This is a genomic window from Bradyrhizobium sp. USDA 4501 (genome assembly GCF_054062115.1).
Window position 1 is genome coordinate 7725971 of sequence record NZ_JBSSEX010000001.1, and the last position, 26372, is coordinate 7752342.

30 protein-coding genes are annotated in these 26372 nt (G+C 65.6%); 18 read left to right on the forward strand and 12 right to left on the reverse strand.

All coding sequences use genetic code 11. The features are described 5' to 3' along the window. Positions 1-152: 152 nt before the first annotated feature. From ACVWZM_RS35675 to ACVWZM_RS35690, 4 genes are read right to left on the reverse strand one after another with little or no spacing between them, the layout of a single operon-like run. Positions 153-902 carry an ABC transporter ATP-binding protein gene (locus ACVWZM_RS35675; protein WP_018272406.1) on the reverse strand — a complete coding sequence of 250 codons (750 nt, stop codon included), beginning with the start codon at positions 900-902 and terminating at the stop codon, positions 153-155. Next, positions 899-1732 carry an ABC transporter ATP-binding protein gene (locus ACVWZM_RS35680; RefSeq protein ID WP_028336791.1) on the reverse strand — a complete coding sequence of 278 codons (834 nt, stop codon included), beginning with the start codon at positions 1730-1732 and terminating at the stop codon, positions 899-901. Before ACVWZM_RS35680 ends, ACVWZM_RS35675 begins: the two co-directional genes overlap by 4 nt. Next, positions 1729-3054 (reverse strand): high-affinity branched-chain amino acid ABC transporter permease LivM, encoded by a 1326-nt coding sequence (livM, locus tag ACVWZM_RS35685; protein ID WP_057018422.1) that lies wholly within the window; start codon positions 3052-3054, stop codon positions 1729-1731. Before livM ends, ACVWZM_RS35680 begins: the two co-directional genes overlap by 4 nt. Positions 3055-3064: 10 nt before the next feature. Then, a complete protein-coding gene (locus ACVWZM_RS35690) occupies positions 3065-3982 on the reverse strand; it encodes an ABC transporter permease subunit (RefSeq protein WP_076828509.1) in 918 nt (305 codons plus the stop codon). A gap of 368 nt (positions 3983-4350) precedes the next feature. Between ACVWZM_RS35690 and ACVWZM_RS35695 the strand changes: the two genes are divergently transcribed. After that, the gene (locus ACVWZM_RS35695; protein WP_168858023.1) at positions 4351-4497 is read left to right on the forward strand and encodes a hypothetical protein; all 147 of its coding nucleotides are present in this window, start codon (positions 4351-4353) and stop codon (positions 4495-4497) included. Positions 4498-4590: 93 nt separating this feature from the next. On the opposite strand, the gene ACVWZM_RS35700 is transcribed toward ACVWZM_RS35695, so the two are convergent. Both ACVWZM_RS35700 and ACVWZM_RS35705 read right to left on the reverse strand, forming a co-directional pair. Next, complete coding sequence (locus tag ACVWZM_RS35700) at positions 4591-5349, reverse strand: hypothetical protein (protein ID WP_076828511.1); 759 nt, start codon at positions 5347-5349, stop codon at positions 4591-4593. A gap of 10 nt (positions 5350-5359) precedes the next feature. Then, entirely contained in the window at positions 5360-5539 is a 180-nt protein-coding gene (locus tag ACVWZM_RS35705) for a hypothetical protein (protein WP_143270940.1), read from the reverse strand. Here ACVWZM_RS35705 and ACVWZM_RS35710 point away from each other — a divergent pair. Continuing rightward, positions 5529-6056, forward strand: coding sequence for a hypothetical protein (locus ACVWZM_RS35710; protein WP_076828512.1), 528 nt, complete (start codon positions 5529-5531; stop codon positions 6054-6056). The genes ACVWZM_RS35705 and ACVWZM_RS35710 overlap by 11 nt on opposite strands. Here ACVWZM_RS35710 and ACVWZM_RS35715 read toward each other — a convergent pair. The 3 genes from ACVWZM_RS35715 to ACVWZM_RS35725 form a co-directional block, all read right to left on the reverse strand. Then, a complete protein-coding gene (locus tag ACVWZM_RS35715) occupies positions 6036-6428 on the reverse strand; it encodes a carboxymuconolactone decarboxylase family protein (RefSeq protein ID WP_028339924.1) in 393 nt (130 codons plus the stop codon). The two genes, ACVWZM_RS35710 and ACVWZM_RS35715, sit on opposite strands and share 21 nt — an antisense overlap. Before the next feature lie 253 nt (positions 6429-6681). Then, positions 6682-7464 carry a 3-oxoadipate enol-lactonase gene (gene pcaD / locus ACVWZM_RS35720; RefSeq protein ID WP_076828562.1) on the reverse strand — a complete coding sequence of 261 codons (783 nt, stop codon included), beginning with the start codon at positions 7462-7464 and terminating at the stop codon, positions 6682-6684. Positions 7465-7547: 83 nt separating this feature from the next. Further along, positions 7548-8903, reverse strand: coding sequence for a 3-carboxy-cis,cis-muconate cycloisomerase (locus tag ACVWZM_RS35725; RefSeq protein ID WP_253639482.1), 1356 nt, complete (start codon positions 8901-8903; stop codon positions 7548-7550). Between the two features lie 210 nt (positions 8904-9113). On the opposite strand from ACVWZM_RS35725, the gene ACVWZM_RS35730 reads away from it, so the two are divergent. From ACVWZM_RS35730 to ACVWZM_RS35770, 9 genes are all read left to right on the forward strand, one after another. After that, the gene (locus ACVWZM_RS35730) at positions 9114-9560 is read left to right on the forward strand and encodes an SRPBCC family protein (RefSeq protein WP_016840413.1); all 447 of its coding nucleotides are present in this window, start codon (positions 9114-9116) and stop codon (positions 9558-9560) included. Positions 9561-9715: 155 nt separating this feature from the next. Continuing rightward, positions 9716-10201, forward strand: coding sequence for a (2Fe-2S)-binding protein (locus ACVWZM_RS35735; RefSeq protein ID WP_028336799.1), 486 nt, complete (start codon positions 9716-9718; stop codon positions 10199-10201). 36 nt (positions 10202-10237) lie between these two features. Then, positions 10238-11044 carry an FAD binding domain-containing protein gene (locus tag ACVWZM_RS35740; RefSeq protein ID WP_050383296.1) on the forward strand — a complete coding sequence of 269 codons (807 nt, stop codon included), beginning with the start codon at positions 10238-10240 and terminating at the stop codon, positions 11042-11044. 48 nt (positions 11045-11092) lie between these two features. Then, positions 11093-11998, forward strand: a complete 906-nt coding sequence (locus tag ACVWZM_RS35745; RefSeq protein WP_076828515.1) for an AAA family ATPase — start codon at positions 11093-11095, stop codon at positions 11996-11998. A gap of 105 nt (positions 11999-12103) precedes the next feature. Then, on the forward strand, positions 12104-13306 hold the full coding sequence (locus ACVWZM_RS35750) for a vWA domain-containing protein (RefSeq protein WP_076828517.1): 1203 nt from the start codon (positions 12104-12106) through the stop codon (positions 13304-13306). Between the two features lie 29 nt (positions 13307-13335). Next, positions 13336-13659, forward strand: a complete 324-nt coding sequence (locus ACVWZM_RS35755) for an XdhC family protein (protein ID WP_018272401.1) — start codon at positions 13336-13338, stop codon at positions 13657-13659. A 2-nt stretch (positions 13660-13661) separates the two neighbouring features. Beyond that, the gene (locus ACVWZM_RS35760; protein WP_057018431.1) at positions 13662-14363 is read left to right on the forward strand and encodes an XdhC family protein; all 702 of its coding nucleotides are present in this window, start codon (positions 13662-13664) and stop codon (positions 14361-14363) included. Next, complete coding sequence (locus tag ACVWZM_RS35765; protein ID WP_456855762.1) at positions 14360-15964, forward strand: NTP transferase domain-containing protein; 1605 nt, start codon at positions 14360-14362, stop codon at positions 15962-15964. The genes ACVWZM_RS35760 and ACVWZM_RS35765 overlap by 4 nt, the downstream gene beginning before the upstream one ends. Positions 15965-16242: 278 nt before the next feature. After that, positions 16243-16593: a DUF4189 domain-containing protein gene (locus ACVWZM_RS35770; RefSeq protein WP_371852140.1), complete on the forward strand. Its 351-nt coding sequence runs from the start codon at positions 16243-16245 to the stop codon at positions 16591-16593. A gap of 45 nt (positions 16594-16638) precedes the next feature. Here ACVWZM_RS35770 and ACVWZM_RS35775 read toward each other — a convergent pair whose 3' ends face one another. Continuing rightward, a complete protein-coding gene (locus ACVWZM_RS35775) occupies positions 16639-17856 on the reverse strand; it encodes an NAD(P)/FAD-dependent oxidoreductase (RefSeq protein ID WP_076828522.1) in 1218 nt (405 codons plus the stop codon). Between the two features lie 310 nt (positions 17857-18166). On the opposite strand from ACVWZM_RS35775, the gene ACVWZM_RS35780 reads away from it, so the two are divergent. Beyond that, positions 18167-18577, forward strand: coding sequence for a DUF2000 family protein (locus ACVWZM_RS35780; protein ID WP_076828524.1), 411 nt, complete (start codon positions 18167-18169; stop codon positions 18575-18577). Between the two features lie 28 nt (positions 18578-18605). Here ACVWZM_RS35780 and ACVWZM_RS35785 read toward each other — a convergent pair whose 3' ends face one another. Next, complete coding sequence (locus ACVWZM_RS35785) at positions 18606-19394, reverse strand: bestrophin-like domain (RefSeq protein ID WP_456855763.1); 789 nt, start codon at positions 19392-19394, stop codon at positions 18606-18608. A 351-nt stretch (positions 19395-19745) separates the two neighbouring features. On the opposite strand from ACVWZM_RS35785, the gene ACVWZM_RS35790 reads away from it, so the two are divergent. The 6 genes from ACVWZM_RS35790 (at position 19746) to ACVWZM_RS35815 (ending at position 25908) form a co-directional block, all read left to right on the forward strand. Next, complete coding sequence (locus ACVWZM_RS35790; RefSeq protein WP_076828528.1) at positions 19746-20480, forward strand: TetR/AcrR family transcriptional regulator; 735 nt, start codon at positions 19746-19748, stop codon at positions 20478-20480. After that, positions 20477-21262 carry an HlyD family secretion protein gene (locus ACVWZM_RS35795; RefSeq protein WP_038388292.1) on the forward strand — a complete coding sequence of 262 codons (786 nt, stop codon included), beginning with the start codon at positions 20477-20479 and terminating at the stop codon, positions 21260-21262. Before ACVWZM_RS35790 ends, ACVWZM_RS35795 begins: the two co-directional genes overlap by 4 nt. Then, on the forward strand, positions 21259-22218 hold the full coding sequence (locus ACVWZM_RS35800; protein WP_076828530.1) for an ABC transporter ATP-binding protein: 960 nt from the start codon (positions 21259-21261) through the stop codon (positions 22216-22218). The genes ACVWZM_RS35795 and ACVWZM_RS35800 overlap by 4 nt, the downstream gene beginning before the upstream one ends. An 18-nt stretch (positions 22219-22236) precedes the next feature. Then, complete coding sequence (locus ACVWZM_RS35805) at positions 22237-23400, forward strand: ABC transporter permease (RefSeq protein ID WP_076828531.1); 1164 nt, start codon at positions 22237-22239, stop codon at positions 23398-23400. A gap of 112 nt (positions 23401-23512) precedes the next feature. Continuing rightward, positions 23513-24826 (forward strand): adenylate/guanylate cyclase domain-containing protein, encoded by a 1314-nt coding sequence (locus ACVWZM_RS35810; protein WP_076828564.1) that lies wholly within the window; start codon positions 23513-23515, stop codon positions 24824-24826. A 164-nt stretch (positions 24827-24990) separates the two neighbouring features. Continuing rightward, a complete protein-coding gene (locus ACVWZM_RS35815) occupies positions 24991-25908 on the forward strand; it encodes a PhzF family phenazine biosynthesis protein (protein WP_076828533.1) in 918 nt (305 codons plus the stop codon). Here ACVWZM_RS35815 and ACVWZM_RS35820 read toward each other — a convergent pair. Further along, the gene (locus tag ACVWZM_RS35820; RefSeq protein WP_057018441.1) at positions 25905-26366 is read right to left on the reverse strand and encodes a DUF488 domain-containing protein; all 462 of its coding nucleotides are present in this window, start codon (positions 26364-26366) and stop codon (positions 25905-25907) included. The two genes, ACVWZM_RS35815 and ACVWZM_RS35820, sit on opposite strands and share 4 nt — an antisense overlap. Between the last annotated feature and the right edge of the window lie 6 nt (positions 26367-26372).

Below are 26372 nucleotides of genomic sequence, written 5' to 3' on the forward strand. Positions count from 1 at the left end.
GGTCGTTGCCTCTTGCGGAAGGGCCCGGCACGCCGGGCCCCAAAACCGCGGGCATTCTCAGCTGATTTCGCGGCGAAGTCACCGGCAATTTTCAGGCAAATCGACGCTGCATCCGCCGCGTCTTGCTTGCGGGGACGGCACGGAACGTCAAGCTAGCCGCGGCGGCCGCCTTCCAGATAGGCGGCGCGGATTTCCGGGCGCTGCAGCAATTCGGCGCCGGTTCCGGCCAGCGTGATCAGCCCGTTGACCATGACATAGCCGCGATGGGCGAGTTTCAGCGCATGGTTGGCGTTCTGCTCCACGATCAGCACGGTGAGGCCGTCCTGCCGGTTCAGCGTGCGGATGGCGTCGAAGATCTGCCGCGCGATCAGCGGCGCGAGCCCGAGCGAGGGCTCGTCCAGCATCAACAGCCGCGGCCGGCTCATCAGGGCGCGGCCGATCGCCAGCATCTGCTGCTCGCCGCCCGACAGCGTGCCGCCGCGTTGTGCGACGCGTTCCTTCAGGCGCGGGAACAGCGCGAACACCCGCTCCAGCCCGGCTGCGCGCTCGGCCTCGCTGCATTCGGTGGCATCGGCGCCCATCTGCAGGTTTTCCGCGACGCTCATGCGCGGAAAGATCCGCCGGCCCTCCGGCGATTGTGCGATGCGCAGCCGCGCGATCTCGTGGGTCGGCACGCCGGTGATGTCACGGCCGTCGAACTCGATGGCGCCGGCGCGGGCGCGCGGCCTGCCGAAGATCGTCATCATCAGCGTCGACTTGCCGGCGCCGTTGGCGCCGATCAGGGCGACGATCTCCCCGCGATTGATCTCGATATCGACGCCCTTCAGCGCCTCGATCTTGCCATACGCCGCGCGCACGCCGCGCACCGCGAGCAGGGGTGTCGTTGCCTGTGCCGCGCTCACGTGCCGCTCTCCATCACGGCGATCGCCTCTTCCTCGTCGGCGCCGAGATAGGCGGCGATCACCTTGGGGTCGTCGCGCACCGTCTGCGGCGTGCCTTCGGCGATCTTGACGCCGTAATCCATGACCACGACGTGATCGGAGATCTCCATCACGACCGACATGTCGTGCTCGATCAGGAGGATCGAGGTGCCCTGTTCGTTGCGGATCGACAGCAGCAGCTCGTTGAGCCCGCCGCTCTCGCGCGCGTTCAGACCGGCCGCCGGCTCGTCGAGACAGAGCAGCACCGGTTCAGTGCACATCGCGCGCGCGATCTCGAGCCTGCGCTGGTCGCCATAGGGCAGATTTCCCGCGGCATCGTCGGCGCGGTCGAGCAGGCCGACGCGCGCGAGCCAGGTCCGCGCCAGATCGATGGCGCGCTGCTCGGCCTCGCGCCAGGACGGCAGGCCGAGCAGCCCGAGCAGGGTCAGGCCCGAGGCGCGCATCAGCGCGTTGTGCTGGGCGACCATCAGATTTTCCAGCGCGGTCATGCCGGGAAACAGCCGGATGTTCTGGAAGGTGCGCGCCACCTTGGCCTGCTTGGAGATGCGGAAATCGTTCAGCCGCTCGAGCTGGATGGTGCGGCCGTCGTCATGGGCGAGGCGGATCGCGCCCCCGCTCGGCCGGTAGAACCCGGTGATGCAGTTGAACACGGTGGTCTTGCCGGCGCCGTTCGGCCCGATCAGCGCGGTGATCTTGCGCCGCTCGGCCGCAAAGGACAGCTCGTTGACCGCGACGATGCCGCCGAAGCGCATCATCAGGCGGTCGACGGTGAGGATGGGGTCGCCGCTCATCCGTGGCCCTCCTTGACGAGGTCGGACGAGATCGCCTGGTTGCGTTCCAGGAACACGGTCGGCGCGCGATGGCCGATCAGCCCGCGCGGCCGCCAGATCATCAGCAGCACCATCGCCATGCCGAACACCAGCATGCGGTATTGATCGAGGCCGCGGAACAGCTCGAAGCCGCCGATCATGGTCAGCGCGGCGAGCGCCACGCCAAGCTGCGAGCCCATGCCGCCGAGCACCACAATCGCCAGCACCAGCGCCGATTCCTGGAAGGTGAAGGATTCCGGGCTGATGAAGCCCTGCCGGGTGGCGAAGAACGCGCCGGCGAGGCCGCCGAACATCGCGCCGGTCGCGAACGCCGTCAGCTTGGTGGTCGTGGTGTTGATGCCGAGCGCGCGGCAGGCGACCTCGTCCTCGCGCAACGCTTCCCAGGCGCGGCCGATCGGCAGCCGCCGTAGCCGGATCGTCACCCAGTTGGTGATCAGCGCCATCGCCAGGATCAGATAGAACAGGAAGACGAGGCGGTGGGTCGGCGAGAATTCGATGCCGAGCTTGGCGGCGAGCCCGTCGTCACCCGCCGTCAGCGGAATGCCGAACATGGTCGGGCGGGGAATTCCCGAGACGCCGTTGGGGCCGCCGGTCAGGCTCTGCCAGTTGATGATGACGAGGCGGATGATCTCGCCGAAGGCGAGCGTCACGATCGCAAGATAGTCGCCGCGCAGCCGCAGCACCGGGAAGCCGAGCAGCACGCCCCAGAACGCCGCCAGGATGCCGGCAAGCGGCAGGCAGACCCAGAACGACAATCCGAAATTGGTCGCAAGCAACGCATAGGAATAGGCGCCGACCGCGTAAAACGCGACATAGCCGAGGTCGAGCAGGCCGGCGAGGCCGACCACGACGTTCAATCCCCATCCCAGCATCACATAGGTCAGGACCAGGATCGACAGGTCGAGAATGTAGCGCTGGTTGTAGAAGATGACAGGCACGAGGAAGGTGAACACCAGGAGCGCCGGCGCCAGCCAGCGGCCGGCGAACGACATCGCCGATTGCACCGGCTTCGGCACGATGCGGTCCTTGTCGACCGGTCCCCACCATTGCCGCAGCAACTCGACGACGATGCTGCCGCCGAACACGGTAGCGACAAGGGCTGCGAGGTCGCCGAACCGCGTCCAGTAGATCAAGCCGCCCTGCGGCCCGGCCTCGGTGCGAATGCCGATCATCAGCGAGAACAGCACCAGCGCGACAAGGGCGCTGATCAGGGCCTTCTTGAGAATGAAGGCGCTGCCCGAGGGCTGCGCGGCGTGCGAGGGGCGGGCTGAGGTCGCGCTCACGAAGTGCCTGTCAGACTTTTTCGACTTCGGGACGGCCGAGCAGGCCGGTCGGCATGAAGATCAGCACCACGATCAGGATCGAGAACGCGGCGACGTCCTTGTACTCAACCGAGAAATAGGCCGACCAGAACGTCTCGATCAGGCCGATTGCGAGCCCGCCGAGCATCGCGCCCGGCAGCGAGCCGATGCCGCCGAGCACGGCGGCGGTGAACGCCTTGATGCCAGCGACGAAGCCCATGAAGAAATCGACCAGGCCGTAATACAAGAGATACATCATGCCTGCGACCGCGGCGAGCGCGGCGCCGATCACGAAGGTCATCGAGATGGTGTAGTCGACGTCGACGCCGAGCAGCGCGGCCATGGTCTGGTCCTGCTCGCAGGCGCGCATGTCGCGTCCGAGCCGGGTGCGCGAGACCAGCCAGGTGAACAGCGCCAGCACGACGATGGTGGCGAGCACGACCATGATCTGGATGTTGGAGAGCTGCACGGCGAAGCCCGACGAGCCTTCATGCAGCGTGTAGCCGCCGGTGATGATCGGCGGCACCGGCTTCACCCGCGCGCCCTGCGACACCTGTGAGAAATTGGTCAGCACGAATGACATGCCGATCGCCGAGAGCATCGGCGCCAGGCGGAATGAATGCCGCAGCGGCCGGTAGGCGATGCGCTCGATGGTCCAGCCGTAGAGCGCCGTGATCGCCATCGAGACCAGCAGCACGATCAGCAGGATCAGGGGGATCGCGGTGAGGCCGAGCGACACCAGCACCAGGAACGAGATCAGCGCGATGAAGCCGCCGATCATGAAGATGTCGCCATGGGCGAAGTTGATCATGCCGACGATGCCGTAGACCATCGTGTAGCCGATGGCGATCAGGCCGTAGATCGAACCGAGCACGAGGCCGTTGATCAATTGCTGGGCGAAATAATCCATACGCTGCCGTCAGAGCCTGTTCGGTTGAGAACCGACCAGGCTCTCGTGTTGATCTGGACGCGCTTTCTTCACGCGAACCGGTTCCCACTTCGCTCGAAAACGCTACGTCGAGGGTGACGCGGCGAGGGCCCCGGCAGCCTGATCCGTCGCGTCGTGTCGTTTTCTAACAGTGGAACCCCGGCCGCGGCAACAGCGTGGCAGCAGCAGAAAGGGCTTGTACATAACTAGTTTGGCGGATGCGGTTCCGATGTCACAGGGCCGACATGGCCTTGCCTTGCAATGATCACGCCGGAACCCGTGTTCCCCGAGCAACCGCGCTTCCGACGCGCGCGTTGTCCCCAGCTTGATGAAAGCAAGGGAGTAGCTGAATGAGCAACCCAAATCAGAATCCGGGACAGCCGAACCAGAACCCCAATCAGAAGCCCGGCCAGCAGCAGCAGGGCGGCGGCCAGAAGCCCGGCCAGCAACAGCAGGATCAGGGCCGGCAGGGTCAGAAGCCCAATCCGGAGCGCTAATTCGGACAATTGAGCCGAACTAGCAGGGAGGCCTCGCCGAAAGGCGAGGCCTCCCTTGTTCAGGCTGGACCCTTTTCGCTTGGGCTGTCTTGTTCAGGCCAACTGGTCGGCGAAGCGGCCGCGGAAGGCGTACGAACCGAAATGCGTGAGCTCGCTTCGAAGGTCGAGCCAGATTTCGCCGCCGAGATCGATCCAGCGCCGGCAGAACGCGTAATCTTCGGACAGATACTCGCCGGTTGTCTTGTCGATCATGCATTCGAACAGCGAGACGCGGTCGAGGTCGGCGCGAACCAGGTCGCCGGTGTTCAAGTCGTTGCTTTTGTGGTTCGCCCGATATTTGAGTTCGGGATGGGCGTCGCACAGCCTGACGAGGGCGGATCGCTTCATCATGAGAAAGCCGGTTCCGGCATATCGGACCTTGGCGAAGCCGTCGCCGCGAGATGTGATCTGGTCGCCCTCCCATGTGACGACATAGTCCAGCGAGGATGACGCGAGGTTCTTGCGCTTGGCGTCCGCAGCCCGCTGCACCTTTGCCCAATCGATGTGCTTGAGCGGATAGGCCGCGGCGGAAACGTCGGTGCCGCAATCCAGCAGCCGGAACACGGACTCGGGTTCGAACCCGATATCGGCATCGATGAACAGGAGATGGCTGGCGCCGGATGCAAGGAATTGGTGGGCCAGTTCGTTCCGGGCGCGGACGATCAGCGATTCGTTTCCGATCAGATGAAACTGGATGTCGATGCCCCGGGCGGTGGCCGCAGCTTGAAGCTTCAGGGCGGACAACACATAGGCCATCTTCAGATCGCCGCCGTAGCAGGGCGTTGCGACGAAAACGCGCGCTCTTTCGGTCATTTTACCCCCTTTATCCCCGGCCGGCGCCGATCTTGCGCAGATCCCGGCCTCGATCCGGAATCATCGCATCGCGCTTAACCTTAACAAAGGGTTTAAATTGCTGCCGGCAATTGATCGGCGTTAGCTCGCAAGCTGAACCGTCGCCGGTCTGAAAGGCGCGGGATGCACGGGAAGCGGCAATGTCGAACAACTGGCGGATCAGCTCCTTCAACGGCGCGCTGCTTGCGGCCTATTTCATTCCGGTCTGGACCATCATCGCCTTCAGCATCATGGTGTCGCCGATCCACGGCCTCTATGAGCGGCCGAGCGTGTCGATCGCGTTCTATGCCAGCGACTATCTGCACCTCGGCAAGATGGCGACGGTGCGCCTCGCATGGCTGCTCGCGCTGGCGCGGATCACCGTGGTGGCGTTCTTCGCAGTCTTCCTCGCGATGGCCGCCTTCTCACCGCTGCGCAAGAGCAGCAGCGGCGCCGACGAGGCGCTGGCGGTGGCGCTCTGCCTCGGCAGCGTGCTGAGCTTCGCCAGCATGATGATGGCCTCCAAGGTCGGCGAGGTCGAAGCGTTGCGCATGCATGCGGCCGAGCTCCTGATGCTGCTCGGGACCGCGATCGTGATGTTGTTCGAGACTGCGCCGAAACGGGCCGTCGAGCCGCCCGTCGCCGAGGCGGGCGCGCCTGCGAGCGAGCTATCCCTTCAGCAGCCCTAGCTCGGCAATGATCGCGCCGGCTTCCTTGACGGCGTGGTTGGCCGCTGGCACGCCGCAATAGATCGCCTGCTGCAGCAGGATCTCCTTGATGTCCTCGGGCGTGAAGCCGCCCTCGGCGAGCGCGGCGCGCACATGCAGGCGGAATTCGTCCCACTGGCCGAGCGCGACCATGGTGCCGATCACAAGCACACGCCGGGTGCGGTGATCGAAATGCGGCCGGGTCCAGATGTCGCCCCACGCATAGCGCGTGATCAGGTCTTGGAAGTCGGTGTTGAACGCGTTGCGGTTCTTGATCGACTTGTCGACCCATTCATTGCCGAGCACCTTGCGGCGCTGCGTCATGCCGTCGTCGCGGCGCTGATTGTCGTCCATGGATGTCTCCTCATGAAATCGTAGCCCGGATGGAGCGCAGCGCAATCCGGGGCTTCAGCGTTGGCCGAAGGACTTGTCCCGGATTTCGCTTCGCTGCATCCGGGCTACGTGCTGATTGTGGCCCATAGAGCATCTTTCCCGGTTACGTCATTCCGGGGCGGTCCGCAGGACCGAACCCGGAATCTCGAAGTTATGGATGCGGATCGAGATTCCGGGTTCGATGCTTCGCATCGCCCCGGAATGACGATGACCGTTACCGTTGCGTCAGGAAGCCGACCACGGCCTCGGTGAAGGCGTGCGACTGCTCGACGTTGGAAATGTGCGCGGCATCGAGCAGCGTCATGCTGGCGCCGGGAATGCCGCTGCGGATCATTTCGCCTGCCGACACCGGCGTCGCCATGTCCTGCTTTCCTGCAATCACCAGGGTCGGGCTCTTGATCTTCGGCAGCAGGGCGCGCTGGTCGAGTGTCGACAGCGCCTCGCAACAGGCGAGATAGCCTTCGACCGGCGAGGCAACCAGCATCGCTTTCATGCGCGCCGCGGTCTCCGGCTCGCGCTCGCGGAAATCGGCGGTCAGCCAGCCCGCGATCACGGTATCGGCGACGGCGGCGATGCCGCCTTCCTTCACTACCTTGATGCGGTTCAGCCAGTTGGTCGGATCGGGGTAGTAGCAGGCGGTGTTGGCGAGGATGATCTTGCCGAATCTTTCCGGGGCATTCGCTCCCAGCCACTGTCCGACCATGCCGCCCATCGACAGGCCGCACCAGTGCACCTTCTCGATGTTGAGGTCGTCGAGGATCGCCAGCACGTCGCGGCCGAAGCGCTCCATGGAGTAGGGGCCCGCCGGCACGCCGGACTTGCCGTGACCGCGGCGGTCGTAGCGGATGACGCGGAACAGCTGCGTCAGCGCCCGCATCTGCGGCTCCCACATCTGCAAGGTGCAGCCGAGTGAGTTCGACAGCATCAAGGTCGGTCCGCCGTCGCGGCCGTCCACCTGGACGTTGAGCAGGCACCCGTCGGCGTTGATCATCGGCATCGTCTTGTCCCTCTCGTCATGCGCTTGCCGGGTCATCTGCGCGAACATGCGCTTCGCGCTGTTGCCCGGCAATGACATCGTCGCTATTTGTGATCCAGTGAAGCCAGCAGGCGGTCGATCAGCGCTTGCGAGGCGCCCTGATAGGCCATCGGCTCGAACAGCTCCGCGATTCGTTTCGCGTCGAGATGCGCGGTGATCTTGGCGTCCGCCGACAGCACCTCGCGCAGGTGCTTCTTCTCCGCGACCGCGCGCTTGCTGGCGGCCTCGATCAGATGATGGGCGTCGCTCTTTCCGATCTTGTCGGCGAGCGCAAAGGTGACGGCTTCCGCCATGATCAACCCTTGAGTCGCATCGAGATTGACGCGCATCCGCGCCGCATCGACCTCAAGCCCTTCGGCGAGATCGACGATGGCAGCAAGCGCGCCCGAGGTTACCAGCATCAGGCCCGGCAAGGTCGGCCATTCCGCATGCCACGGACCGGCGCTGCGCTCATGATCCTGCACCTGCGCGGCGAAGATCGTCGCGGCGAGATTCGGCGCCATGGTCGCAGCCCCCAGCGCGCTCGCGGCGGCGACCGGATTGCGCTTGTGCGGCATGGTGGAGGAGCCGCCGCGGCCGGCGCCGGCCGGCTCGAAGGCCTCGCCGACATCGGTCTGCATCATCAGCGACACGTCGCGCGCGATCTTGCCGCAGCTGCCGGCGAGGATGGCGAACACCGACGCGGCCTCGGCGATGCGGTCGCGATGGGTATGCCAGGGCGCATCCGGCAGCGGCAGATCGAGCTCTCGCGCAAGGGCGGCGGCGACCGCCAGCCCCTTATCGCCGAGCGCGGCGAGCGTCCCGGCGGCGCCGCCGAATTGCAGCGCCAGCGTCTCGCGGCGCAGGCGCAGCAAGCGCTTGCGGGAGCGATGCAGCGCCGCGGCATATTCGGCGAGTTTGAGGGCGAACGGCATCGGCAGCGCATGCTGCAGCCAGGTCCGCGCCACCACGGCGGTGTTGCGATGGGCGCGCGCAAGCCCGGCGAAGCCGGCGACGGCGCGGTCGAGGTCGGCCAGCAGCGCGTCGATCCCCGCACGCAACGACAGCATGGTCGCGGTGTCGATGACGTCCTGGCTGGTCGCGCCCCAATGCACGTAGCGCGCCGCCTCGGCGTCCGCCCTGGCGACATTGGCGGTCAGGGCCTTCACCAGCGGGATCGCCAGATTGCCGGACCGCGTCGCGGCGTCGGCCAGCGCGGCCAGGTCGAATGATTCGGCCTTGCAGGCGGCGCCGATTGGTCCTGCGCCAGCTGCGGGAATCACCCCGCAGGCCACCTCGGCGCGGGCCAGCGCGGCCTCGAAATCCAGCATGTTCTGCAGCGTAGCGGCGTCGTTGCACACCGCGCGCATCGCGGCGCTCGACAGCATCGGCGCAAGCAGGGGAGAAAGGGCTGTGCTCATGGCCGGCGACCTAACCACTGTCGCGCGTCGATGCCAATGCCCCGGGGCTACCTGCATTTTCAACACCGGGGATTGCGCGATTTCGTGAACGATCGGCTTGGCTTGCTGCGGTTGCGAATATGCATCGCTCATCCTCCGAAGGTGCCCTTTCCTTTGCGCCCCGGCTGCTTTACTTGGGGGAAAAGGTTCTAGCGATCGAGGAGATCCCCCATGGCCATGACAATGACCGGCGAAGTCCAGCTTGCAGCGCCGCGCCAGGCTGTGTGGGACAAGCTCAACGATCCCGAAGTGTTGAAGGCCTGCATTCCCGGCTGCGAAGAGCTGGAGAAGACCGACGAGGGCGGCTTCCGCGCCACCGCCAAGATGAAGGTCGGCCCGGTCTCCGCCCGCTTCAAGGGCAAGGTCACCTTGAGCGATCTCGACCCGCCGAACGGCTACAAGATCTCAGGCGAAGGCGAGGGCGGGGTCGCCGGCTTTGCCAAGGGCGGCGCCACCGTGGGCCTTGCAGACAAGGATGGCGGTACGCTTCTGAGCTACAATGTGGAGGCGCAGATCGGCGGCAAGCTCGCCCAGCTCGGCCAGCGCCTGATCAACGGCGCCGCCAAGAAGCTGGCCGATGAATTCTTTGCAAATTTCGCCAAGGCGGTGCAGGGTTAGCCTCGCCTTTCGGCTGGATTATTCAGGTCCGGCCATGTCCTGGATGGGTGGCTCGAAAGGTTGCCCATCGCGGGGCGCGCCCATATTATGCCGTCTGGAATGATTTAAAACCGCCTGCTTCGCCGATATGCGGTGGCGCAGATAAGAGAGTGCTGATGGCCAAGATTTCAATGATCGTGAACGGCAACCCCGTGAACGCGAATGTCGACCCCCGTACCCTTCTGGTCCAGTTTCTGCGCGAAAACCTGCGGCTGACAGGCACCCATGTCGGCTGCGACACCTCGCAGTGCGGCGCTTGCGTCGTGCATCTGGACGGCAGGGCGGTGAAATCCTGCACGACGCTTGCGGTGATGGCCGACGGTCACGAGGTCAAGACCATCGAGGGGCTGGCGGCCGATGGCGCGCCGCTGCATCCGATGCAGGAGGCCTTCCGCGAGCATCACGGCCTGCAGTGCGGCTTCTGCACGCCGGGCATGATCATGACCGCGGTCGACCTGGTCCATCGCAAGGGCCACGAGCTCTCCGACGAGGTGATCCGCGAGGAGCTGGAAGGCAATCTGTGCCGCTGCACCGGCTACCAGAACATCGTTGCTTCGATCGCCGCCGGCGCCAAGGCGATGGCGAAGTCGGACCTCGCCTAGTCAGCAATTCATCGCGAGCGCGATCAGGACATTCCAATGTACGAATTCAAATATCACCGTCCCGGCACCGTGCGGCAGGCCGCCAATTTGCTGGTGAAGAACGAGGACGCCAAGCTGATTGCCGGCGGTCACACGCTGGTGCCGGTCATGAAGCAGCGGCTCGCCAGCCCGCCGCATCTGGTCGATCTCTCCCACATCGAAGGTCTCGATACGATCGAGATGAAAGGCCGCTCGCTGGTCATTGGCGCCACCGCCAAGCATGCCGAAGTCGCGAACTCCGCGGTTGTGGGCGAGGCGATCCCGGCGCTGGCCGAGCTTGCCGGCCTGATCGGCGATCCCGCCGTGCGCCACCGCGGCACCATCGGCGGCTCGCTCGCCAACAACGACCCGACCGCCGACTATCCGGCCGCGGTGCTGGCGCTGGGCGCGACCATCGTCACCAACAAGCGCCGCCTCAAGGCCGAGGAATATTTCCAGGGCCTGTTCTCGACCGCGCTGGAGGCCGACGAGATCATCACCAAGGTGATGTTCCCGGTGCCGAAGAAGGCGGCCTACGTCAAGTTCCGCAACCAGGCCTCGCGTTATGCGTTGGTTGGCGTGTTCGTGGCCAAGCGTCCGTCCGACGTGCGCGTCGCGGTCACCGGTGCGGGCTCCGACGGCGTCTTCCGCGTCACTGCGTTCGAGGACGCGCTGAAGAAGCGCTTCTCGCACAAGGTGCTCGACGGCATCGCAGTTTCGGCTGACGGGCTGAACAGCGACCTGCACGGCAGTGCAGAATACCGCGCGCATCTGATCGGCGTTTTGACGCGCCGGGCGGTGGAAGCCGCGAACGCCAAGGACTAAGTACCAAGGCGTGACTTTGCTGACCTCTGTTCGAAGACTGGCTGTTCCATGAGTGCATCGGCGTTACCCACTTCCGTCGATGCGCTCGAGGATCTCCTGACCTCGCGCGGCTACCTCGCCGAGCGGTCGCTCGCGACCGTGACCTATCTCGCGCTGCGGATGGGCCGGCCGCTGTTCCTCGAAGGCGAGGCCGGTGTCGGCAAGACCGAGATCGCAAAAGTGCTGTCGGCGGCGCTCGGGCGCAAGCTGATCCGCCTGCAATGCTATGAAGGCCTCGACGTCGCCTCCGCGGTCTACGAGTGGAGCAGTGCGGCGCAGATGATCGCGATCCGCCTTGCGGAGGCTTCCGGCGATACCGATCGCGACCAGCTCGCCAGCGACATTTTCGCCGAACGCTTCCTGATCAAGCGGCCGCTGCTGCAGGCGCTCGAGCCCGATGTCGCGGGTCCTCCGGTGCTGCTGATCGACGAGCTCGACCGCGCCGACGAGGCGTTCGAGGCGTACCTGCTGGAAATCCTCAGCGACTTCCAGGTCACGATTCCCGAGCTCGGCACCGTGAAGGCGCCGGCGCCGCCGATCGTGATCATCACCTCGAACCGCACGCGCGAGATTCATGACGCGCTGAAGCGGCGCTGTCTCTATCACTGGGTTGATTATCCCACAGCCGAGCGCGAGCTTGCGATCGTCAAGTCGCGGGTGCCGAACATCTCCGCCAAGCTGTCGCAGCAGGTCGTCCGCTTCGTGCAGGCGCTGCGCAACCAGGATTTCTACAAGTCGCCGGGCGTCGCCGAGACCATCGACTGGGCCACCGCGCTGTCCGAGCTCGACGCCCGCTCTCTGACCCCGCAGGTCGTCGGCGACACGCTGGGCGCGCTCTTGAAGTATCAGGACGACATCGCGCGCATGCAGGGCGATGCGTTGCAGAAGACATTGAAGGAAGCGACGAGCGACTAGCCGTCATTCCGGGGCACGCGAAGCGTGAACCCGGAATCTCGCGCCGCAATCTCCAGATTCCGGATCCGCACTTCGTGCGGTCCGGAATGACGAGGCCAAACAACAATGGCGATCAACCACCTCGCGCCTCCGACCGGCCACATGGCCGACAACGTGATTGGCTTTGCCCGCGCGCTGCGGGCGGCCGGGCTTCCCGTCGGGCCGGGCTCGGTGATCGATGCGCTCGACGCGCTGCAGCTGATCGAGGTCGGCCACCGCTCCGATTTCTACGCCACGCTGGAAGCGATCTTCGTCAAGCGCCACGAGCACGCGCTGATCTTCCGCCAGGCCTTTATGCTGTTCTTCCGCGCCGCCGAGGAGTGGAAGAGCATGCTGGATTCGGTGCCGCTGCCGGACCACGCCAGGAAGAAGCCGCCGCCGGCCTCGCGCCGCGTCCAGGAGGCGATGGCGCAGCCGGCGCGGAGCGAGGAGCGCCCGCAGGCCCAGGAGCAGGAGCTCAAGCTCTCGGTCTCCGACAAGGAGATCCTGCAGAAGAAGGATTTTGCGCAGATGACCGCGGCGGAGATCGCCGAGGTGACGCGCGAGATCGCCAAGATGCGGCTGCCGCAGGCCGAGCTCGTGACCCGCCGCTACCAGCCGGATGCGCGGGGCCTGCGGCTCGACATGCGCCGCACCGTGCGCAACTCGCTGCGCACCGGCGGCGAGATCATCGACATCCGAAAGCTCGGCCGGATCGAGAAGCCGGCGCCGATCGTGGCGTTGCTCGATATCTCCGGCTCGATGAGCGAGTACACCCGCCTGTTCCTGCACTTCCTGCACGCCATCACCGACGCCCGCAAGCGGGTCTCGGTGTTCCTGTTCGGTACCCGCCTGACCAATGTGACGCGCGCGTTGCGGGAGCGTGACCCCGACGAAGCGCTGGCGAATTGCTCGTCCGCGGTCGAGGACTGGGCCGGCGGGACGCGGATCGCGACCTCGCTGCACAGCTTCAACCAGCTCTGGGCCCGCCGGGTGCTCGGGCAGGGCGCCATCGTCCTCCTTATATCCGATGGACTAGAACGGGAGGCTGATGCCAAACTGGCCTTCGAGATGGACCGATTGCACCGTTCCTGCCGCCGCCTGATCTGGCTCAATCCGCTGCTGCGCTACTCCGGCTTTGAGGCCAAGGCGCAGGGCATCAAAATGATGTTGCCCCACGTTGACGAATTTCGCCCGGTGCATAACTTGACGTCCATCAAGGGCTTGATCGGGGCGCTGTCATCCCCGCCGCCGGCGCACCACCGCAGCCTGATCCGCTCCGTAGCCTAAGAAGCCTGACCCGATAGCAGGAGGCCACCATGCTGAACCGCGACGAAGACATCCTGCAGGCCGCCGAGACCTGGCAGAAGGAGGGCCATGGCGTGGCGCTTGCCACCGTGGTCGAGACCTGGGGCTCGGCGCCGCGCCCGGCCGGCTCGAGCCTGGTCATCAATGACGACGGCACCTTCCTCGGCTCGGTCTCCGGCGGCTGCGTCGAGGGCGCCGTCGTGACGGAAGCGCTCGACGTCATCGCGAGCGGCCAGCCAAAGATGCTTGAATTCGGCGTTGCCGACGAGACGGCCTGGAATGTCGGCCTGTCCTGCGGCGGCACCATCCGCGTCTTCGTCGAGAAGGTTGGTTAGCCGTGAAACTCGAGATCCTGAAAGAGCTGAACGCCGAGCGCGCCGCGCGCCGCCCGGTGATCATCGTCACCGACACCGCCAATGGCGATCAGCGTCTGGTCAAGGCCGCGGACATCGCCGCCGATCCGCTGCGCGCCGAGCTTTCAAAGCAGCTGCGGATGGGCAAGAGCGGCAATGTCGAGGTCGGGACCAAGAAGCTGTTCCTCAATGTCTACGCGCCGACCGCAAAGCTCGTGATCATCGGCGCGGTCCATATCAGCCAGGCGCTGGCGCCGCTGGCGCGCTCGCTCGACTATGACGTCACGGTGGTCGATCCGCGCACCGCGTTTGCGAGCCCGGAGCGCTTCCCCGACGTGCCGCTGGTCGCCGAATGGCCCGACGTCGCACTGCCGCCGCTCAACGTCGATCACTACACCGCCTTCGTCGCGGTGACGCATGATCCGAAGATCGACGATCCGGCGCTGCTGCACGCCTTCGACCGCAACTGCTTCTATATCGGCGCACTCGGATCGCGAAAGACCCACGCCAAGCGCGCCGAGCGGCTGCGCGCGCAGGGCGCCAGGGACAGCGACATCGCGCGCATCCACGCGCCGATCGGCCTCGATATCGGCGCGGTGTCGCCGTCGGAGATCGCGGTCGCGATCATGGCCGAGATCACCGCGCAGCTGCGCTTGCCCCCCAAAGAAAAAGAAGAAGCGGCATGAAATTCGGTCCCGCCAGTCCGGCCGACGCGATTGGCGGCGTCACCGTGCATACCCTCCGCCAGGGCGCGCTGGTGCTCAAGAAGGGCACCACGATCGGCCTCGCCGAGGTCGAGGCGCTGACCAAGGCGGGCGTCGACGAGATCGTCGTGGTGCGGCTCGACAAGGGCGACGTCTCCGAGGACGCCGCGGCCGCCAGCATCGCGCAGGCGGTGGCCGGCGACGGCGTCAACGTCGAGCGCGCCTTCACCGGCCGCGCCAATCTGTTCGCGGCCCGTCCCGGTGTGCTGGTGATCGATCGCGCCGCGGTCGACCGTATCAACGACGTCGACGAGGCCATCACCTTCGCAACGCTCGCCGCGTTCAAGCCGGTGGTCGAAGGCGAGATGATCGCGACCGTCAAGCTGATCCCGTTCGGCGTCGAGGGGCGCTTACGCGATGCCGCCGTCGCGGTCGCCGGCAAGGATACGCTGCGGATCGCGCCCTATGTGATCCAGAAGGTCGGCGTGGTCTCGACGCTGCTGCCGGGTCTTGCGCCGAAGGTGATCGACAAGACGCTGCGCGTCACCGCCGAGCGGCTCGCGCCGGCCGGCGCCACCATCATCGCCGAGCGCCGCGTGCCGCATGACGAGACGGTGCTCGCCGCCTCGATCAAGGAATTGCTCGGCTTAGGGGCCGAGCTCGTCATCGTGTTCGGCGCGTCCGCGATCGCCGACCGTCGTGATGTCATTCCTGCTGCAATCACCGAGATCGGCGGCGCGGTCGAGCATTTCGGCATGCCGGTCGATCCGGGCAATCTGCTGCTGATCGGCAGCGCCGGCGGCGTGCCGGTCCTGGGCGCGCCAGGCTGCGCGCGCTCGCCGGTCGAGAACGGCTTCGACTGGGTCTTGATGCGGCTGCTCGCCGGCATTAAGGTGACGCGATCGGATCTCACCGGCATGGGCGTCGGCGGCCTGTTGATGGAGATCGTGACGCGGCCGCAGCCGCGCACGGTGCCGGACACCGAAGGCAACCGCAACGTCGCCGCGATCGTGCTTGCCGCCGGCCGCTCGACCCGGATGGGCGGCCCGAACAAGCTGCTCGCCGAGCTCGACGGCAAGAAGCTCGCGCGCATCGTCGCCGAGCAGGCGCTGGCCTCGAAGGCTTCCGAGGTGATCGTGGTCACCGGGCATCAGGCCGAGCTGGTCGAGCAGGCGCTCGATGGCCTCAAGGTCAAATTCGTCCGCAACCCGGATTTCGCCGGCGGCCTCGCCAGCTCGGTGAAGGCGGGCATTGCGGCGGTGTCCGACAGCGCCGACGGCGCGATCGTCTGCCTCGGCGACATGCCGCTGATCGATGCGAAGCTGATCGATCGCCTGATCGAGACCTTCGCGCCGGACCGCGGCCATCTGATCGCGGTCCCGGTCAGTGAGGGCCGCCGCGGCAATCCGGTGCTGTGGTCGCGGCGCTTTTTCAAGGAGCTGATGACGCTCGACGGCGACATCGGCGCGCGTCACTTGATCACCAAGCATGCCGAGGTAGTCGCCGAGGTCCCGGTCGACGGCGACAGCGCCTTCCTCGACATCGACACGCCGCAGGCGCTGGAAGCGGCAAGACAGGGCTGAACATTCTCCGCGTCGTCCCGGCGAAGGCCGGGACCCATTACCACCAATCGTTGTTGTTGGTGGGACAGCGGCCAGAGCCTCGCGCAATCATCACCATCGGTGGCTATTGGTCCCGGCCTTCGCCGGGACGACGAGTGGATAGAATTCGCTCTCAACCCGTCATTCACCATCTGGAAACGACCCCTGCGTACAGTCCGCGCCGGGCTTTGGGGGATTTCCGCTTGATCATTTCGACCGCCGTCGCGCAGCGTCGCGCGTTGACGATTCTCGTCCTGACATTGCTGCTCGGCGCCACGCGTTTCTCCGTGGAAACCTTCGTGCCCAAGGCGCGCGCGGCCGGCGCGTTCGCGGTCGGCAAGTGCGGGGCCTATGGCCAGGCCTACGACTATCCGGCGGAAGGCGCGGCGCGCGCCGCCGCGCTGAAGCAGTGCAAGGGCGATTGCACCACCGTCACCATGAAGCGGGCCTGCGCCGCGCTCTCGATCGACATGAAGAATCCCTGCGGCGCCCATGGCTATGCCGTGGCGCCGAAGATCTCGAGCTCGCTCAATGCCGCGACCAGGAAGTGCTACGACTATGGCGGCAAGGAATGCGTGATCCGCGCCTGGGCCTGCGACGCCAAGGGGTAAGGCAGTCGCCGCAATCCGCCTGGTGGGCAAAGCGCGCTGCCGAGTTCAGACGGCGCCATAAAAGTGCCGGTATTGCCAGGCGGCGTCGCGCTCCAATTGGTCTTCGGACCACGATTGGTCTTTGAACCGCATGACCGACATCGGCGATAGATCGATGGGCGGCTTGCCGTCCACGATCCAGGCCGCAAGCGCCTCGCCGACGGTCGGCGAGATCGACAGACCGGCGACGTTGCACCCGCTCGCAAAATAGAAGCCGGTCACGCCGGCGGCCGGACCGAGAATATGATGGCCGTCGGCGGTCATCGTCGGAATGCCGCCGCGAAACTCCCGCACCTTGGCGGTTTGCAGGAACGGGAGCTGGTCCTTGACCTCATCGGCGGCTGCATGAAGCACGCCGATATCGAGCGGCATGTCCTTGACGTCGAAGCCGGCCCCAAGCGACTGCATATCGAAGAAGCGCGGCGTTTCCTCGTAGACACCCCACAGGAAGCCGCCCTGACATGGGCGGGCATACACCGCAGCGTCCATGATGCGGATCATCGGCAGGTCGGCACGGACGCCATCCAAAGGCTCGGTGACGATCAACTGCTGCCGGGTCGGCACCAGCGGCACGCGGATCCCGCTCGCCTCCGCGACCTGCCGCGTCCACGCGCCGGCCGCATCGACGACAACCGGACTTTCAATGACGCCGTTCGCGGTGGTCAGGCCGATCACGGTGCCGCCGACGATGTTGACGGCGCGCACGTCGGTCTTCGGCAGCAAGATTGCACCGTTGGCCGCCGCGGCTGTGGCGAAACCGACGGCAACCTGCGCCGGGTCGAAATACCGGTCGTCGCCGATCCGCATCGCCGCAACGACGCCCGTCGGCTGCAAGAACGGATTGAGACTGCTCGCCTCTTGCGGAGAGATCAGTTCGACGTCGAGGCCGGTGCGGCGTCCGCGCGCGAAATCGTCCTCGATCACTTCGGCGTCCTGTGGCCGGCGCGCAATCTTGAGGCTGCCCGAATGCACCCAGTCGAGCGGCTGGCCGGTTTCTTCCGTGAACGCCTCGATCTTGCGGCATGCGTCCTTGATGAGGCCAATCATCAAGTCGCTCTTGCGCGCACAACTCACCATGCCTGCCGCGCGGGGCGAGGTTTGCGATCCGATCTCATGCTTGTCGACAAGGGCGACGCTGAGACCTCCACGCTTGCTCAGGTAATAGGCTGTGGCCGCGCCCAATCCGCCCGAACCAATAACAACAACATCGGCCTTGCTGATCATGATGCAATGCCCTGAAATATGCTGATGGTCATCGAACGCCCGAAGCCTACTACGCGGCGCAGGAGCTGACTATCGCTTTCCGTCCCGGCAGGGATCGGGCCCTTGCGACGTGGCACGACTAGCGGTCGACGTGTGGGTTGAGCTTCTTCGCCGCAGCGATATCAGCTTCGCCAGCCGCGACGTCGCCCTTCAGGCGGGCAGGGTCCGCCCGTGGGTTGCTCAAGAAACTAACGTCAGCGCCTGGCGGGCAGATGAGGGATGCGCGGTCAGAACTGGCGTTTGTCGTCAACCTGCGGATAGATTTATCGCCATGCAGTTCGACACCAAGATCGCGGTCGTGATCCGCACCGACTTGGAAGTCTGGCAGAAGCTCAACGTGGCGTCGTTTCTTGCCGGCGGCATCGCGGCTTCCTTCCCCGAATGTATCGGCGAGAATTACCAGGACGGGTCGGGGACCAGATATCTCTCTTTGATCGGCCAGCCGATCCTGATCTACGGCGCCGACGGGCCCGCGCTGTCGCGGGCGCTGGAGCGCGCGCTGGCGCGCAACGTGCAGCCGGCGCTCTACACCGAGGACATGTTCAAGACCACGCATGACGCCGCCAACCGCGAGGTGGTGAGGGCGGTCGCGCGCAGCGAGCTCAACCTGGTCGGCCTCGCTATTCGCGCCGAGCGCAAGGTGGTCGACAAGATCCTCGATGGGCTGAAGTTTCACACCTAGCGGACAGCGCGCGTGTGCGGTCCGGCGCTTATCGGCTCGCCTCCTTGTCCGGCATGATCTGCAGCAACGGCGTCGGCGCAATCGATATCTGGCCGGTGAATGGTCGATCATGCGCGGCAATCAGCAGAACCGATGTGGCCACGCCGGTCGCGAATAGTCCCATCGCGATGGCGGATCCCAACCGGTTGTCGCAGTGAACAAGGGCAATGACCAATAGCTCGCAGATGGCCTGAAGGTAGAGGCACCACCATTTGATCAAGTCGACTTCCGTCTGGCTGACGATGATCCGTTGTCGTCGCGCATCGAGTGCCGAATTCAGATTGGTGATGATCTCGTGCTGCGTCGTCTGCTGGCCCGGGTTTTGCGCGGGCGTTGATACGACAAGCCGCAACGCCGCGGTCAGCGCAGGAGGAGCTGCCTTGAGCGATGCAGCCTGGCGCGCCATCATCGGCCATTCCACGGCGACCGTTTCCTCGACGTAGTCGCGAACGAGGCCGCGCAGGCGCGCCTCCTGCTCCGGCGGCAGGCCGCCGGCGAGCAGGATGACCGCCCGCAACGAACTGGCTTCGCGGCTCACCGCCGCGGTGGCGCGGTCGCTGTCACTCCAGACCTGTGCCGCGGTGAATGCGACAAACAGGCCGAAAAGGATGCCGAGCACCGGCAACATGCCGGGAGAGATCGATTTGAAAGACGTTGCGCGCTCCTTGGTCGACAGGATCGCAACGCCTGCGAAAATGAGAATGGCAACAAGGTAGGTGAAGCCGAAGACGATGAAGGCCATCCACGGCACAGAAAGGTTGTGTAACCAATCGCTCATTGGTGTTCCCCCAGCGGACCGCTTGTATCAAATTCCCCCCAATCTCGCCGGGGAGAGCACGAAGTGAGCCGTAGCGCATCGCGCAGGGAAAGCCGGATTGCTCCGGTTACACCTGTGGTGCCACCCCTGTGCCTTTTTGTTGCACAGGGCCCGCGGGTGCGATCGGCACCCGGCTTTCCCAGCGCCCACTGTTCCCCATAGGGCGGACATAAGCAGCAAATTCGGGCATTTGCGCCGCGAGATCGCGAATCTATGCGCACCCTGAGGGGCCGGGAAGGCCGACAGGAACGCTTCCGGCCGGCAGGCGTTTTCTCTGAACATATTGACAATGACTGACTGGTCAGTCATATTATGGCCATGACAAAGCGCATCGAAAAGACGACCCGCTCCCGGCCCGCCAAGCGCCGGACCACCGCGATCCGGGCTGCCGCGGCGAGGATCCCGAAGGTGGCCTCGGCAAAGCTGCCCGAGGCCAAGCCTGCTGCGAACCGCGCCGAGAAATCGGCGGAGCGGCGCGCTGCGATCGTCGAGGCGGCGATGGACGAGTTCATTGCGCGCGGCTTCGCCGCGACGCGGCTCGACGATGTCGCCAGGCGGGCGGGCGTCGCGAAGGGCACGCTCTATCTGTACTTCAAGGACAAGGAGTCGATGTTCGAGGAGTTGATCCGCACCGCAGTCGTGCCCTTGGTCAATCGCATGGCCGCGCCGCCCACCATCACCGGCCCGGTGCGCGATGCGGTGGAGAGGTTTGCCGAGACCTTCATCCGCGAGATCGTGTCGACCCGGCGCGGCGACATCGTCCGTTTGATCGTCTCCGAAGGGCCGCGCTTCCCGACGATCGCCGACTTCTATTTCCGCGAGGTGGTGTCGAAGGGGATGGCCGCGATGCAGGCGCTGATCCAGCTTGCGATCACGCGCGGCGAGATCAGGCAGCGCCAACTCGCGCAGTTTCCGCAACTCGTCGTGGCGCCCGCGATCGTCGCGGTGATCTGGCAGGGCCTGTTTGCCCGGCACGCGCCGCTCGATGCCCTCGCGATGTTCAAGGTTCATCTCGATCTGATCTTCGGCGAACGGAGCAAGCCATGACCGGCTCGCGCATGATGAAGCTCGTGACCGCAGTCGTGCTGGCGGCGGCGCTGGCCGGTTGCCAGGAGAAGCGTGATCCCGGCTTCCAGGGCTGGGTCGAGGCCGACATGATCTTCGTCAGCCCCGATGAATCCGGCCGCGTCATCAAGCTCAATGTGCGCGAAGGCGACGAGGTCAAGCCCGGCGATCTGCTCTATTCGGTCGACGACGATTTGCAGCGCGCCGATCTCAACCAGAACAATGCGACCCTCGCCAATGCGCGGCAGAGCTATGACCGCGCGGCCTCGCTGCGCGGCACCGGCGCCGGCACCCAGGCCAATCTGGATTCCGCGGTCTCGGCGCTGCGCGTCGCGGAGGCGCGGGTCAACACCTCGCAGACCCGGCTCGACCGTCGCAAGGGCTTTGCGCCGATCGCGGGCTCGATCCAGCAGATCTATTTCCGCGAGGGCGAGATGGTGCAGGCGCAGCGCCCGGTGCTGTCGATCATGCCGCCCGGCAACATGAAGCTGCGCTTCTTCGTGCCGGAGGCCGAGCTGCCGAAGCTTGCGCTCGGCGACGAGGTGAGGGTGACCTGCGACAATTGCGCCGCCGACCTCACGGCAAAGATCTACTTCATCGCCACCACGGCGGAGTACACGCCGCCGGTCATCTACAGCCTCGATGAGCGCAACAAGCTGGTCTATCTGATCCAGGCGCGGCCGAGCCGGCCCGATGTGCTGCGCGTCGGTCAGCCGATCAGCATCTACCTCAATCCCAAGACGCCGGTGGCGGAGCGCAGATGAACGGCGGCTCCACCAGCGCGCGGTCCGACGCACCCTCCATCGCGATCGATGTGAAGGGGCTGACCAAGTCGTTTGGCGGACGCGAGGTCGTCCATGACCTGTCGATGCAGGTCAAGCGCGGCTCGATCTACGGCTTCCTCGGTCCCAACGGCAGCGGCAAGACCACGACCATCCGCATCCTGTGCGGCCTGCTGACGCCCGACAGCGGCGAGGGCACCTGCCTCGGCTACGACATCCGGCGCGATGCCGACAAGATCAAGCGCAAGGTCGGCTACATGACGCAGCGCTTCAGCCTCTACCAGGATCTGTCGGTGCGCGAGAATCTCGAATTCGTGGCGCGGCTCTATGGCATGCCGGACGCGCGCGGCGCCGCGGCCGACATGATCGCGCGGATCGGGCTGAAGGGCCGCGAGGAGCAGCTCGCCGCCAACCTTTCCGGCGGCTGGAAGCAGCGGCTGGCGCTCGGCGCCTGCACGTTGCCCAATCCGCAATTGCTGCTGCTCGACGAGCCGACCGCCGGCGTCGATCCCAAGGCGCGGCGCGATTTCTGGAACGAGATCCACGCGCTCGCCGCCGAAGGCCTCACCGTGCTGGTCTCGACCCATTACATGGACGAGGCCGAGCGCTGTCACGAGATCGCCTACATCGCCTACGGTCATCTCTTGGCCCATGGCACGGTGGACGAGGTGATCGCGGCGTCCGCGCTGTCGACCTGGACGGTGACGGGCGAGGATTTCAACGGCCTGATGGCCGAGCTCACGGACAAGCCCGGCGTCGACATGGTGGCGCCGTTCGGCACCAGCCTGCACGTCTCCGGCCGCGACAAGGCGGCGGTCGAGGCCGCGATCGCGCCCTATCGGGACAATTCGAAGTGGCATTGGCAGGCCAGCGAGCCGTCGCTCGAAGACGTCTTCATCGATCTGATGGGGCGCTCCAAGGATAATTTCCAAGGATAATCTCCAGGGATAATTGCGATGAGCGCAACGGAATCGATCCAGAACAGCGAGGCGAGGGAGCCGGCATTCGGCTTCTGGCGGCGCAGCTACGCGATGCTGGTCAAGGAGTTCATCCAGCTTCGCCGCGACCGCGTCTCTTTCGCCATGATCATCATGCTGCCGGTCATGCAGCTGACGTTGTTCGGCTACGCCATCAACACCACGCCGCGCAATCTGCCGACCGCGGTGCTGACCCAGGAAGACAGCGATCTCGGCCGTTCGATCCTGAAGGCAATGGAGAACACCGCCTATTTCCATTTTGTCCGCGAGGTCCACACCGTCGAGGAATTCGACGAGCTGCTGCAATCCGGCAAGGTGCTGTTCGGCGTCGAAATCCCGCGCGGCTTCGAGCGCGCGGTGCGGCGCGGCGACAGACCGGCGCTGCTGGTCGCCGCCGATGCCACCGACCCGGTCGCGTCGGGCTCGGCGCTCGGAGCACTCGGGCCGCTGGTGCAATCGGCGCTGGCGCATGATCTGCACGTCGGCGATCCCCCGGACATGCCGTTCGAAATCCGCGCCCACGCCCGTTACAACCCGGCGGCGGACTCGCGCCTCAATATCGTGCCCGGTCTGGTCGGAACTATCCTGACCATGACCATGCTGATCTTCACCGCGCTCTCGGTGACGCGCGAAATCGAGCGCGGCACCATGGAGAGCCTGCTGTCGATGCCGATCAAGCCGGTCGAGGTGATGTTCGGCAAGATCATCCCCTATGTGCTGGTCGGCTTCATCCAGGCCACGCTGATCATCGCCATCGGCATTTTGCTGTTCGGCGTGCCGGTCCTCGGCAGCCTCACGCTGCTGGCGCTGCTCACCACGCTGTTCATTACCACCAATCTGTCGATCGGCTACACCTTCTCGACCATCGTCCAGAACCAGCTGCAGGCGATGCAGCTCTCGATGATGTTCTTCCTGCCGAGCATCCTGCTGTCCGGCTTCATGTTTCCGTTCGCGGGCATGCCGGTCTGGGCGCAATATATCGGCGAGGGGCTGCCGCTGACCCATTTCGTGCGCATCGTGCGGGCCATCATGCTGAAGGGCGCGGCGATGCAGAACCTGCAATACGACACCGCCGCATTGGTCGCCCTGATGCTGTTCGCCATGACGATCGCGGTGACGCGCTTCCGCCGTACGCTCGATTGAGGCTATGATGGATGCCATCAATGATCGTCATTTCGGGGCGATGCGAAGCATCGAACCCGGAATCTCGAGATTCCGGGTTCGCTTCGCGCCCCGGAATGACGGGGTGGGAGGCATGGCGGAATCTTCGGACAAAAACAGCGTAGCGGCAGACACAACCGTATCCGCCGACTTCCATCACGCCCTGATGCGCGAGGTGATGACCACCGAGTTGCTCCGCATCAAGGTGCTGATCGCTACCGCCGCTGCCCTCGCGGCGATCAGTCTGCTGGTGTATTTCTTTGCGCCCGATGCGGTCAGCCGCGTCTGGCACGGCAACCTCAGCCCCGTCTACGTCTTCTACGTCACCATTCCGCTGATCCTGTTCGAGTTCTGGGTGCACGGGGCGATCAGCTGGCACATGCGCAAGGGGCGCGACCTGCCGGTGGTCCGGCGCTACATCGGCGTGCTCGTCGAGACGTCGCTGCCGACCGTCGTGCTGGCGCTGCACATGAATAGCATGGGGCCGCAAGAGGCGCTCGGATTCGTGGCGCCGCTGATCTATTTCGTCTTCATCATCCTGTCGACGCTGCGGCTCGACTTCTGGCTCTCGACCTTCACCGGCTTCGTCGCGGCGGTCGAGCTGTTCTATATGGCGGTGTTCTTCCATCCCTCGGGCGGCGGCGCGGCCGAGACCAGCATCTACTATCACGCCGCGCGCAGCGCGATCATCCTGATCTGCGGCATGCTGGCCGGCGCAGTCGGCATGCAGCTGCGCCGGCAGTTCGCGGCCAGCATCGCGGCCGCCACCGCGCGCGATCGCATCACCAACCTGTTTGGCCAGCACGTCTCGCCGCAGGTGGTCGAACGTCTGATGACGGAGGGGGCCGGCACCGGCAGCGACATCCGCCGTGTTGCGGTGATGTTCGTGGATTTCCGCAGCTTCACGGCCGGTGCGCGCACCCGCTCGCCGCAGGAGGTGGTCGACAGGCTCGATGGCGCCTTTGCCGTGCTGGTCGATATCCTCGATCGCCATGGCGGCATCGTGAACAAGTTTTTGGGCGACGGCTTTCTCGCGCTGTTCGGTGCCCCGTTCGAGACCGGCGACGCCGCGCATCAGGCGGTCGCCGCCGCGCGTGAAATGCTCGCCGCGAACGAGCGCACCAACGCGGCGACGAGCTGGCCGCTGCGCATCGGCATCGGCGTCCACATCGGCGAGGTCGTCGCCGGCAATATCGGCTCGCCCCGGCGCAAGGAGTACACCGTGATCGGCGACACCGTGAATTTTGCCGCGCGGCTCGAGGCGCTGAACAAGGAGCTCGGCTCGCAGTTTTTAATTTCCTCCGCGGTGCGCGAGGCGCTCGGCGATGACTGCAAGGACGCGGTGTCGCGCGGCGAGATCCCGGTGCGGGGCTACGAGCACCCGGTGCACGTCTGGCAGTTGGGGTAGGCGGCGACGCTCACATGATCCGAGGCAATCACGCACGGCTCCTCAAGCCGCGCGAGCTGCCTGCATGTGACTTGCCCGCGATTGTACCGAGTGCTCTGAAGGGCATCGCTCGGGCCGTGGTACGGTGACGTCATCGGAATGACCGGAGCACGAGGACAAGCAGGATGCAGCGGCGCTATATCACCGTCGACGTTTTCACCGACCGCGCCTTCGGCGGCAACCCGCTCGGCGTGGTGCTCGACGCCGAAGGGCTCTCGACCGAAGAGATGCAGGCGATCGCGACCGAGTTCAACTATTCCGAGACGACCTTCGTGCTGCCGCCGCAGGACAAGGTCAACGACGCCCAGGTTCGCATCTTCACGGTGCGCTCGGAAATTCCGTTCGCCGGCCATCCCAATGTCGGCACCGCCTTCGTGCTGGCAAGCCGGGCCGCGAAGGCGCCGGCGCGCTTGAGGTTCGAGGAGAAGGCGGGCCTCGTGCCGGTCGAGATCCTGTCCGACGGCGGCAATGTGGTCGGGGCCGAGCTGACCGCGCCGCAGGCGCTACAGCGGACCAATGAGGTCAGCGCGGCCGCCGCCGCCGCGTGCCTGTCGCTGACGGCGGCTGATGTGAAGACCAATCGGCACGCGCCGCAGGTCGTCTCGGTCGGGCTGCCATTCCTGGTGGTCGAGATCGCCTCGCGCGAGGCGCTGAGGCGCGCCCGGCCGGATGCTGCGGCGTTCGCCAGGACGCTGGCCGAGATCGGCCGCGACGTGGTCTATTTCTACACGCGCGACGTGCCGGCGAGCGAGCAGCCGCTCGACCTGCAGGCGCGCATGTTCCATCCGGGCGCCAGCGGCCTGTCCGAGGATCCCGCCACCGGCAGCGCGACCGCGGCTTGCGCGGCGCTGCTCGCCGATATTGATCCCGCGCGCGATGGCGAATTGCGGCTGCGGATCGGGCAGGGCGTCGACATGGGCCGGCCGAGCCTGTTGCTGACGCGCGTGCGCAAGCAAGGCGGCGTGATCACTTCGGTGCATGTCGGCGGCGGCTGCGTGACGATGATGGAGGGAACGCTGAACGTGCCGGGCGAGGCAGGCTAGAGCTGCGGTGCCGCCAGGTTCTCGATCCTGACGCCGTCGCGCTCTTCAATGATCTCGGCGATCCATCGACGGTGGCAGTGCTGGTGGTCGCGCTCGTAGCAGAGGATGCAGACCGGGCCGGACTGCTTGACCAGCGCCGACAGCTCGTCGAGCTCTTCCTTGGCCTGCGCCGTCTTTAGGTGCGCCGAATAGATCTTGTGCAGCAGCGCATATTGCCCGCTGCGTGCCGCTTCCCGTCCGCTTTTCGGGGTGCCGAGACCGCGCAGATGGACGTAGCCGATGCCGCGCTCGTCGAGACCGGCGGCGAGCTGGGTCTTGGAGAAGCCGGGCCGGCGCGAGGAGGCGATGGCGCGGACGTCGACCAGCAGCTTGACGCCGGCCTGCTCGAGCTCGTCGAGCACCGCCTTCGACGGCGTCTGCTCGTAGCCGATGGTGAACAGCTTCCTGGCCTTCGCCATCGGTTC

What these genes read in the sequence shown, in the direction of transcription:
- ACVWZM_RS35740 (WP_050383296.1), top strand. Translation starts at nt 10,238, where the DNA reads ATGTACGAATTCAAATATCACCGTCCCGGCACCGTGCGGCAGGCCGCC.
- ACVWZM_RS35735 (WP_028336799.1), top strand. Translation starts at nt 9,716, where the DNA reads ATGGCCAAGATTTCAATGATCGTGAACGGCAACCCCGTGAACGCGAAT.
- ACVWZM_RS35785 (WP_456855763.1), bottom strand. Translation starts at nt 19,394, where the DNA reads ATGAGCGATTGGTTACACAACCTTTCTGTGCCGTGGATGGCCTTCATC.
- ACVWZM_RS35820 (WP_057018441.1), bottom strand. Translation starts at nt 26,366, where the DNA reads ATGGCGAAGGCCAGGAAGCTGTTCACCATCGGCTACGAGCAGACGCCG.
- pcaD (WP_076828562.1), bottom strand. Translation starts at nt 7,464, where the DNA reads ATGCCGATGATCAACGCCGACGGGTGCCTGCTCAACGTCCAGGTGGAC.
- ACVWZM_RS35690 (WP_076828509.1), bottom strand. Translation starts at nt 3,982, where the DNA reads ATGGATTATTTCGCCCAGCAATTGATCAACGGCCTCGTGCTCGGTTCG.
- ACVWZM_RS35800 (WP_076828530.1), top strand. Translation starts at nt 21,259, where the DNA reads ATGAACGGCGGCTCCACCAGCGCGCGGTCCGACGCACCCTCCATCGCG.
- ACVWZM_RS35750 (WP_076828517.1), top strand. Translation starts at nt 12,104, where the DNA reads ATGGCGATCAACCACCTCGCGCCTCCGACCGGCCACATGGCCGACAAC.
- ACVWZM_RS35700 (WP_076828511.1), bottom strand. Translation starts at nt 5,349, where the DNA reads ATGACCGAAAGAGCGCGCGTTTTCGTCGCAACGCCCTGCTACGGCGGC.
- ACVWZM_RS35725 (WP_253639482.1), bottom strand. Translation starts at nt 8,903, where the DNA reads ATGAGCACAGCCCTTTCTCCCCTGCTTGCGCCGATGCTGTCGAGCGCC.
- ACVWZM_RS35775 (WP_076828522.1), bottom strand. Translation starts at nt 17,856, where the DNA reads ATGATCAGCAAGGCCGATGTTGTTGTTATTGGTTCGGGCGGATTGGGC.
- ACVWZM_RS35745 (WP_076828515.1), top strand. Translation starts at nt 11,093, where the DNA reads ATGAGTGCATCGGCGTTACCCACTTCCGTCGATGCGCTCGAGGATCTC.
- ACVWZM_RS35805 (WP_076828531.1), top strand. Translation starts at nt 22,237, where the DNA reads ATGAGCGCAACGGAATCGATCCAGAACAGCGAGGCGAGGGAGCCGGCA.
- ACVWZM_RS35795 (WP_038388292.1), top strand. Translation starts at nt 20,477, where the DNA reads ATGACCGGCTCGCGCATGATGAAGCTCGTGACCGCAGTCGTGCTGGCG.
- ACVWZM_RS35780 (WP_076828524.1), top strand. Translation starts at nt 18,167, where the DNA reads ATGCAGTTCGACACCAAGATCGCGGTCGTGATCCGCACCGACTTGGAA.
- ACVWZM_RS35790 (WP_076828528.1), top strand. Translation starts at nt 19,746, where the DNA reads ATGGCCATGACAAAGCGCATCGAAAAGACGACCCGCTCCCGGCCCGCC.
- ACVWZM_RS35765 (WP_456855762.1), top strand. Translation starts at nt 14,360, where the DNA reads ATGAAATTCGGTCCCGCCAGTCCGGCCGACGCGATTGGCGGCGTCACC.
- ACVWZM_RS35710 (WP_076828512.1), top strand. Translation starts at nt 5,529, where the DNA reads ATGTCGAACAACTGGCGGATCAGCTCCTTCAACGGCGCGCTGCTTGCG.
- ACVWZM_RS35810 (WP_076828564.1), top strand. Translation starts at nt 23,513, where the DNA reads ATGGCGGAATCTTCGGACAAAAACAGCGTAGCGGCAGACACAACCGTA.
- ACVWZM_RS35715 (WP_028339924.1), bottom strand. Translation starts at nt 6,428, where the DNA reads ATGGACGACAATCAGCGCCGCGACGACGGCATGACGCAGCGCCGCAAG.
- ACVWZM_RS35730 (WP_016840413.1), top strand. Translation starts at nt 9,114, where the DNA reads ATGGCCATGACAATGACCGGCGAAGTCCAGCTTGCAGCGCCGCGCCAG.
- ACVWZM_RS35815 (WP_076828533.1), top strand. Translation starts at nt 24,991, where the DNA reads ATGCAGCGGCGCTATATCACCGTCGACGTTTTCACCGACCGCGCCTTC.
- ACVWZM_RS35695 (WP_168858023.1), top strand. Translation starts at nt 4,351, where the DNA reads ATGAGCAACCCAAATCAGAATCCGGGACAGCCGAACCAGAACCCCAAT.
- ACVWZM_RS35680 (WP_028336791.1), bottom strand. Translation starts at nt 1,732, where the DNA reads ATGAGCGGCGACCCCATCCTCACCGTCGACCGCCTGATGATGCGCTTC.
- ACVWZM_RS35755 (WP_018272401.1), top strand. Translation starts at nt 13,336, where the DNA reads ATGCTGAACCGCGACGAAGACATCCTGCAGGCCGCCGAGACCTGGCAG.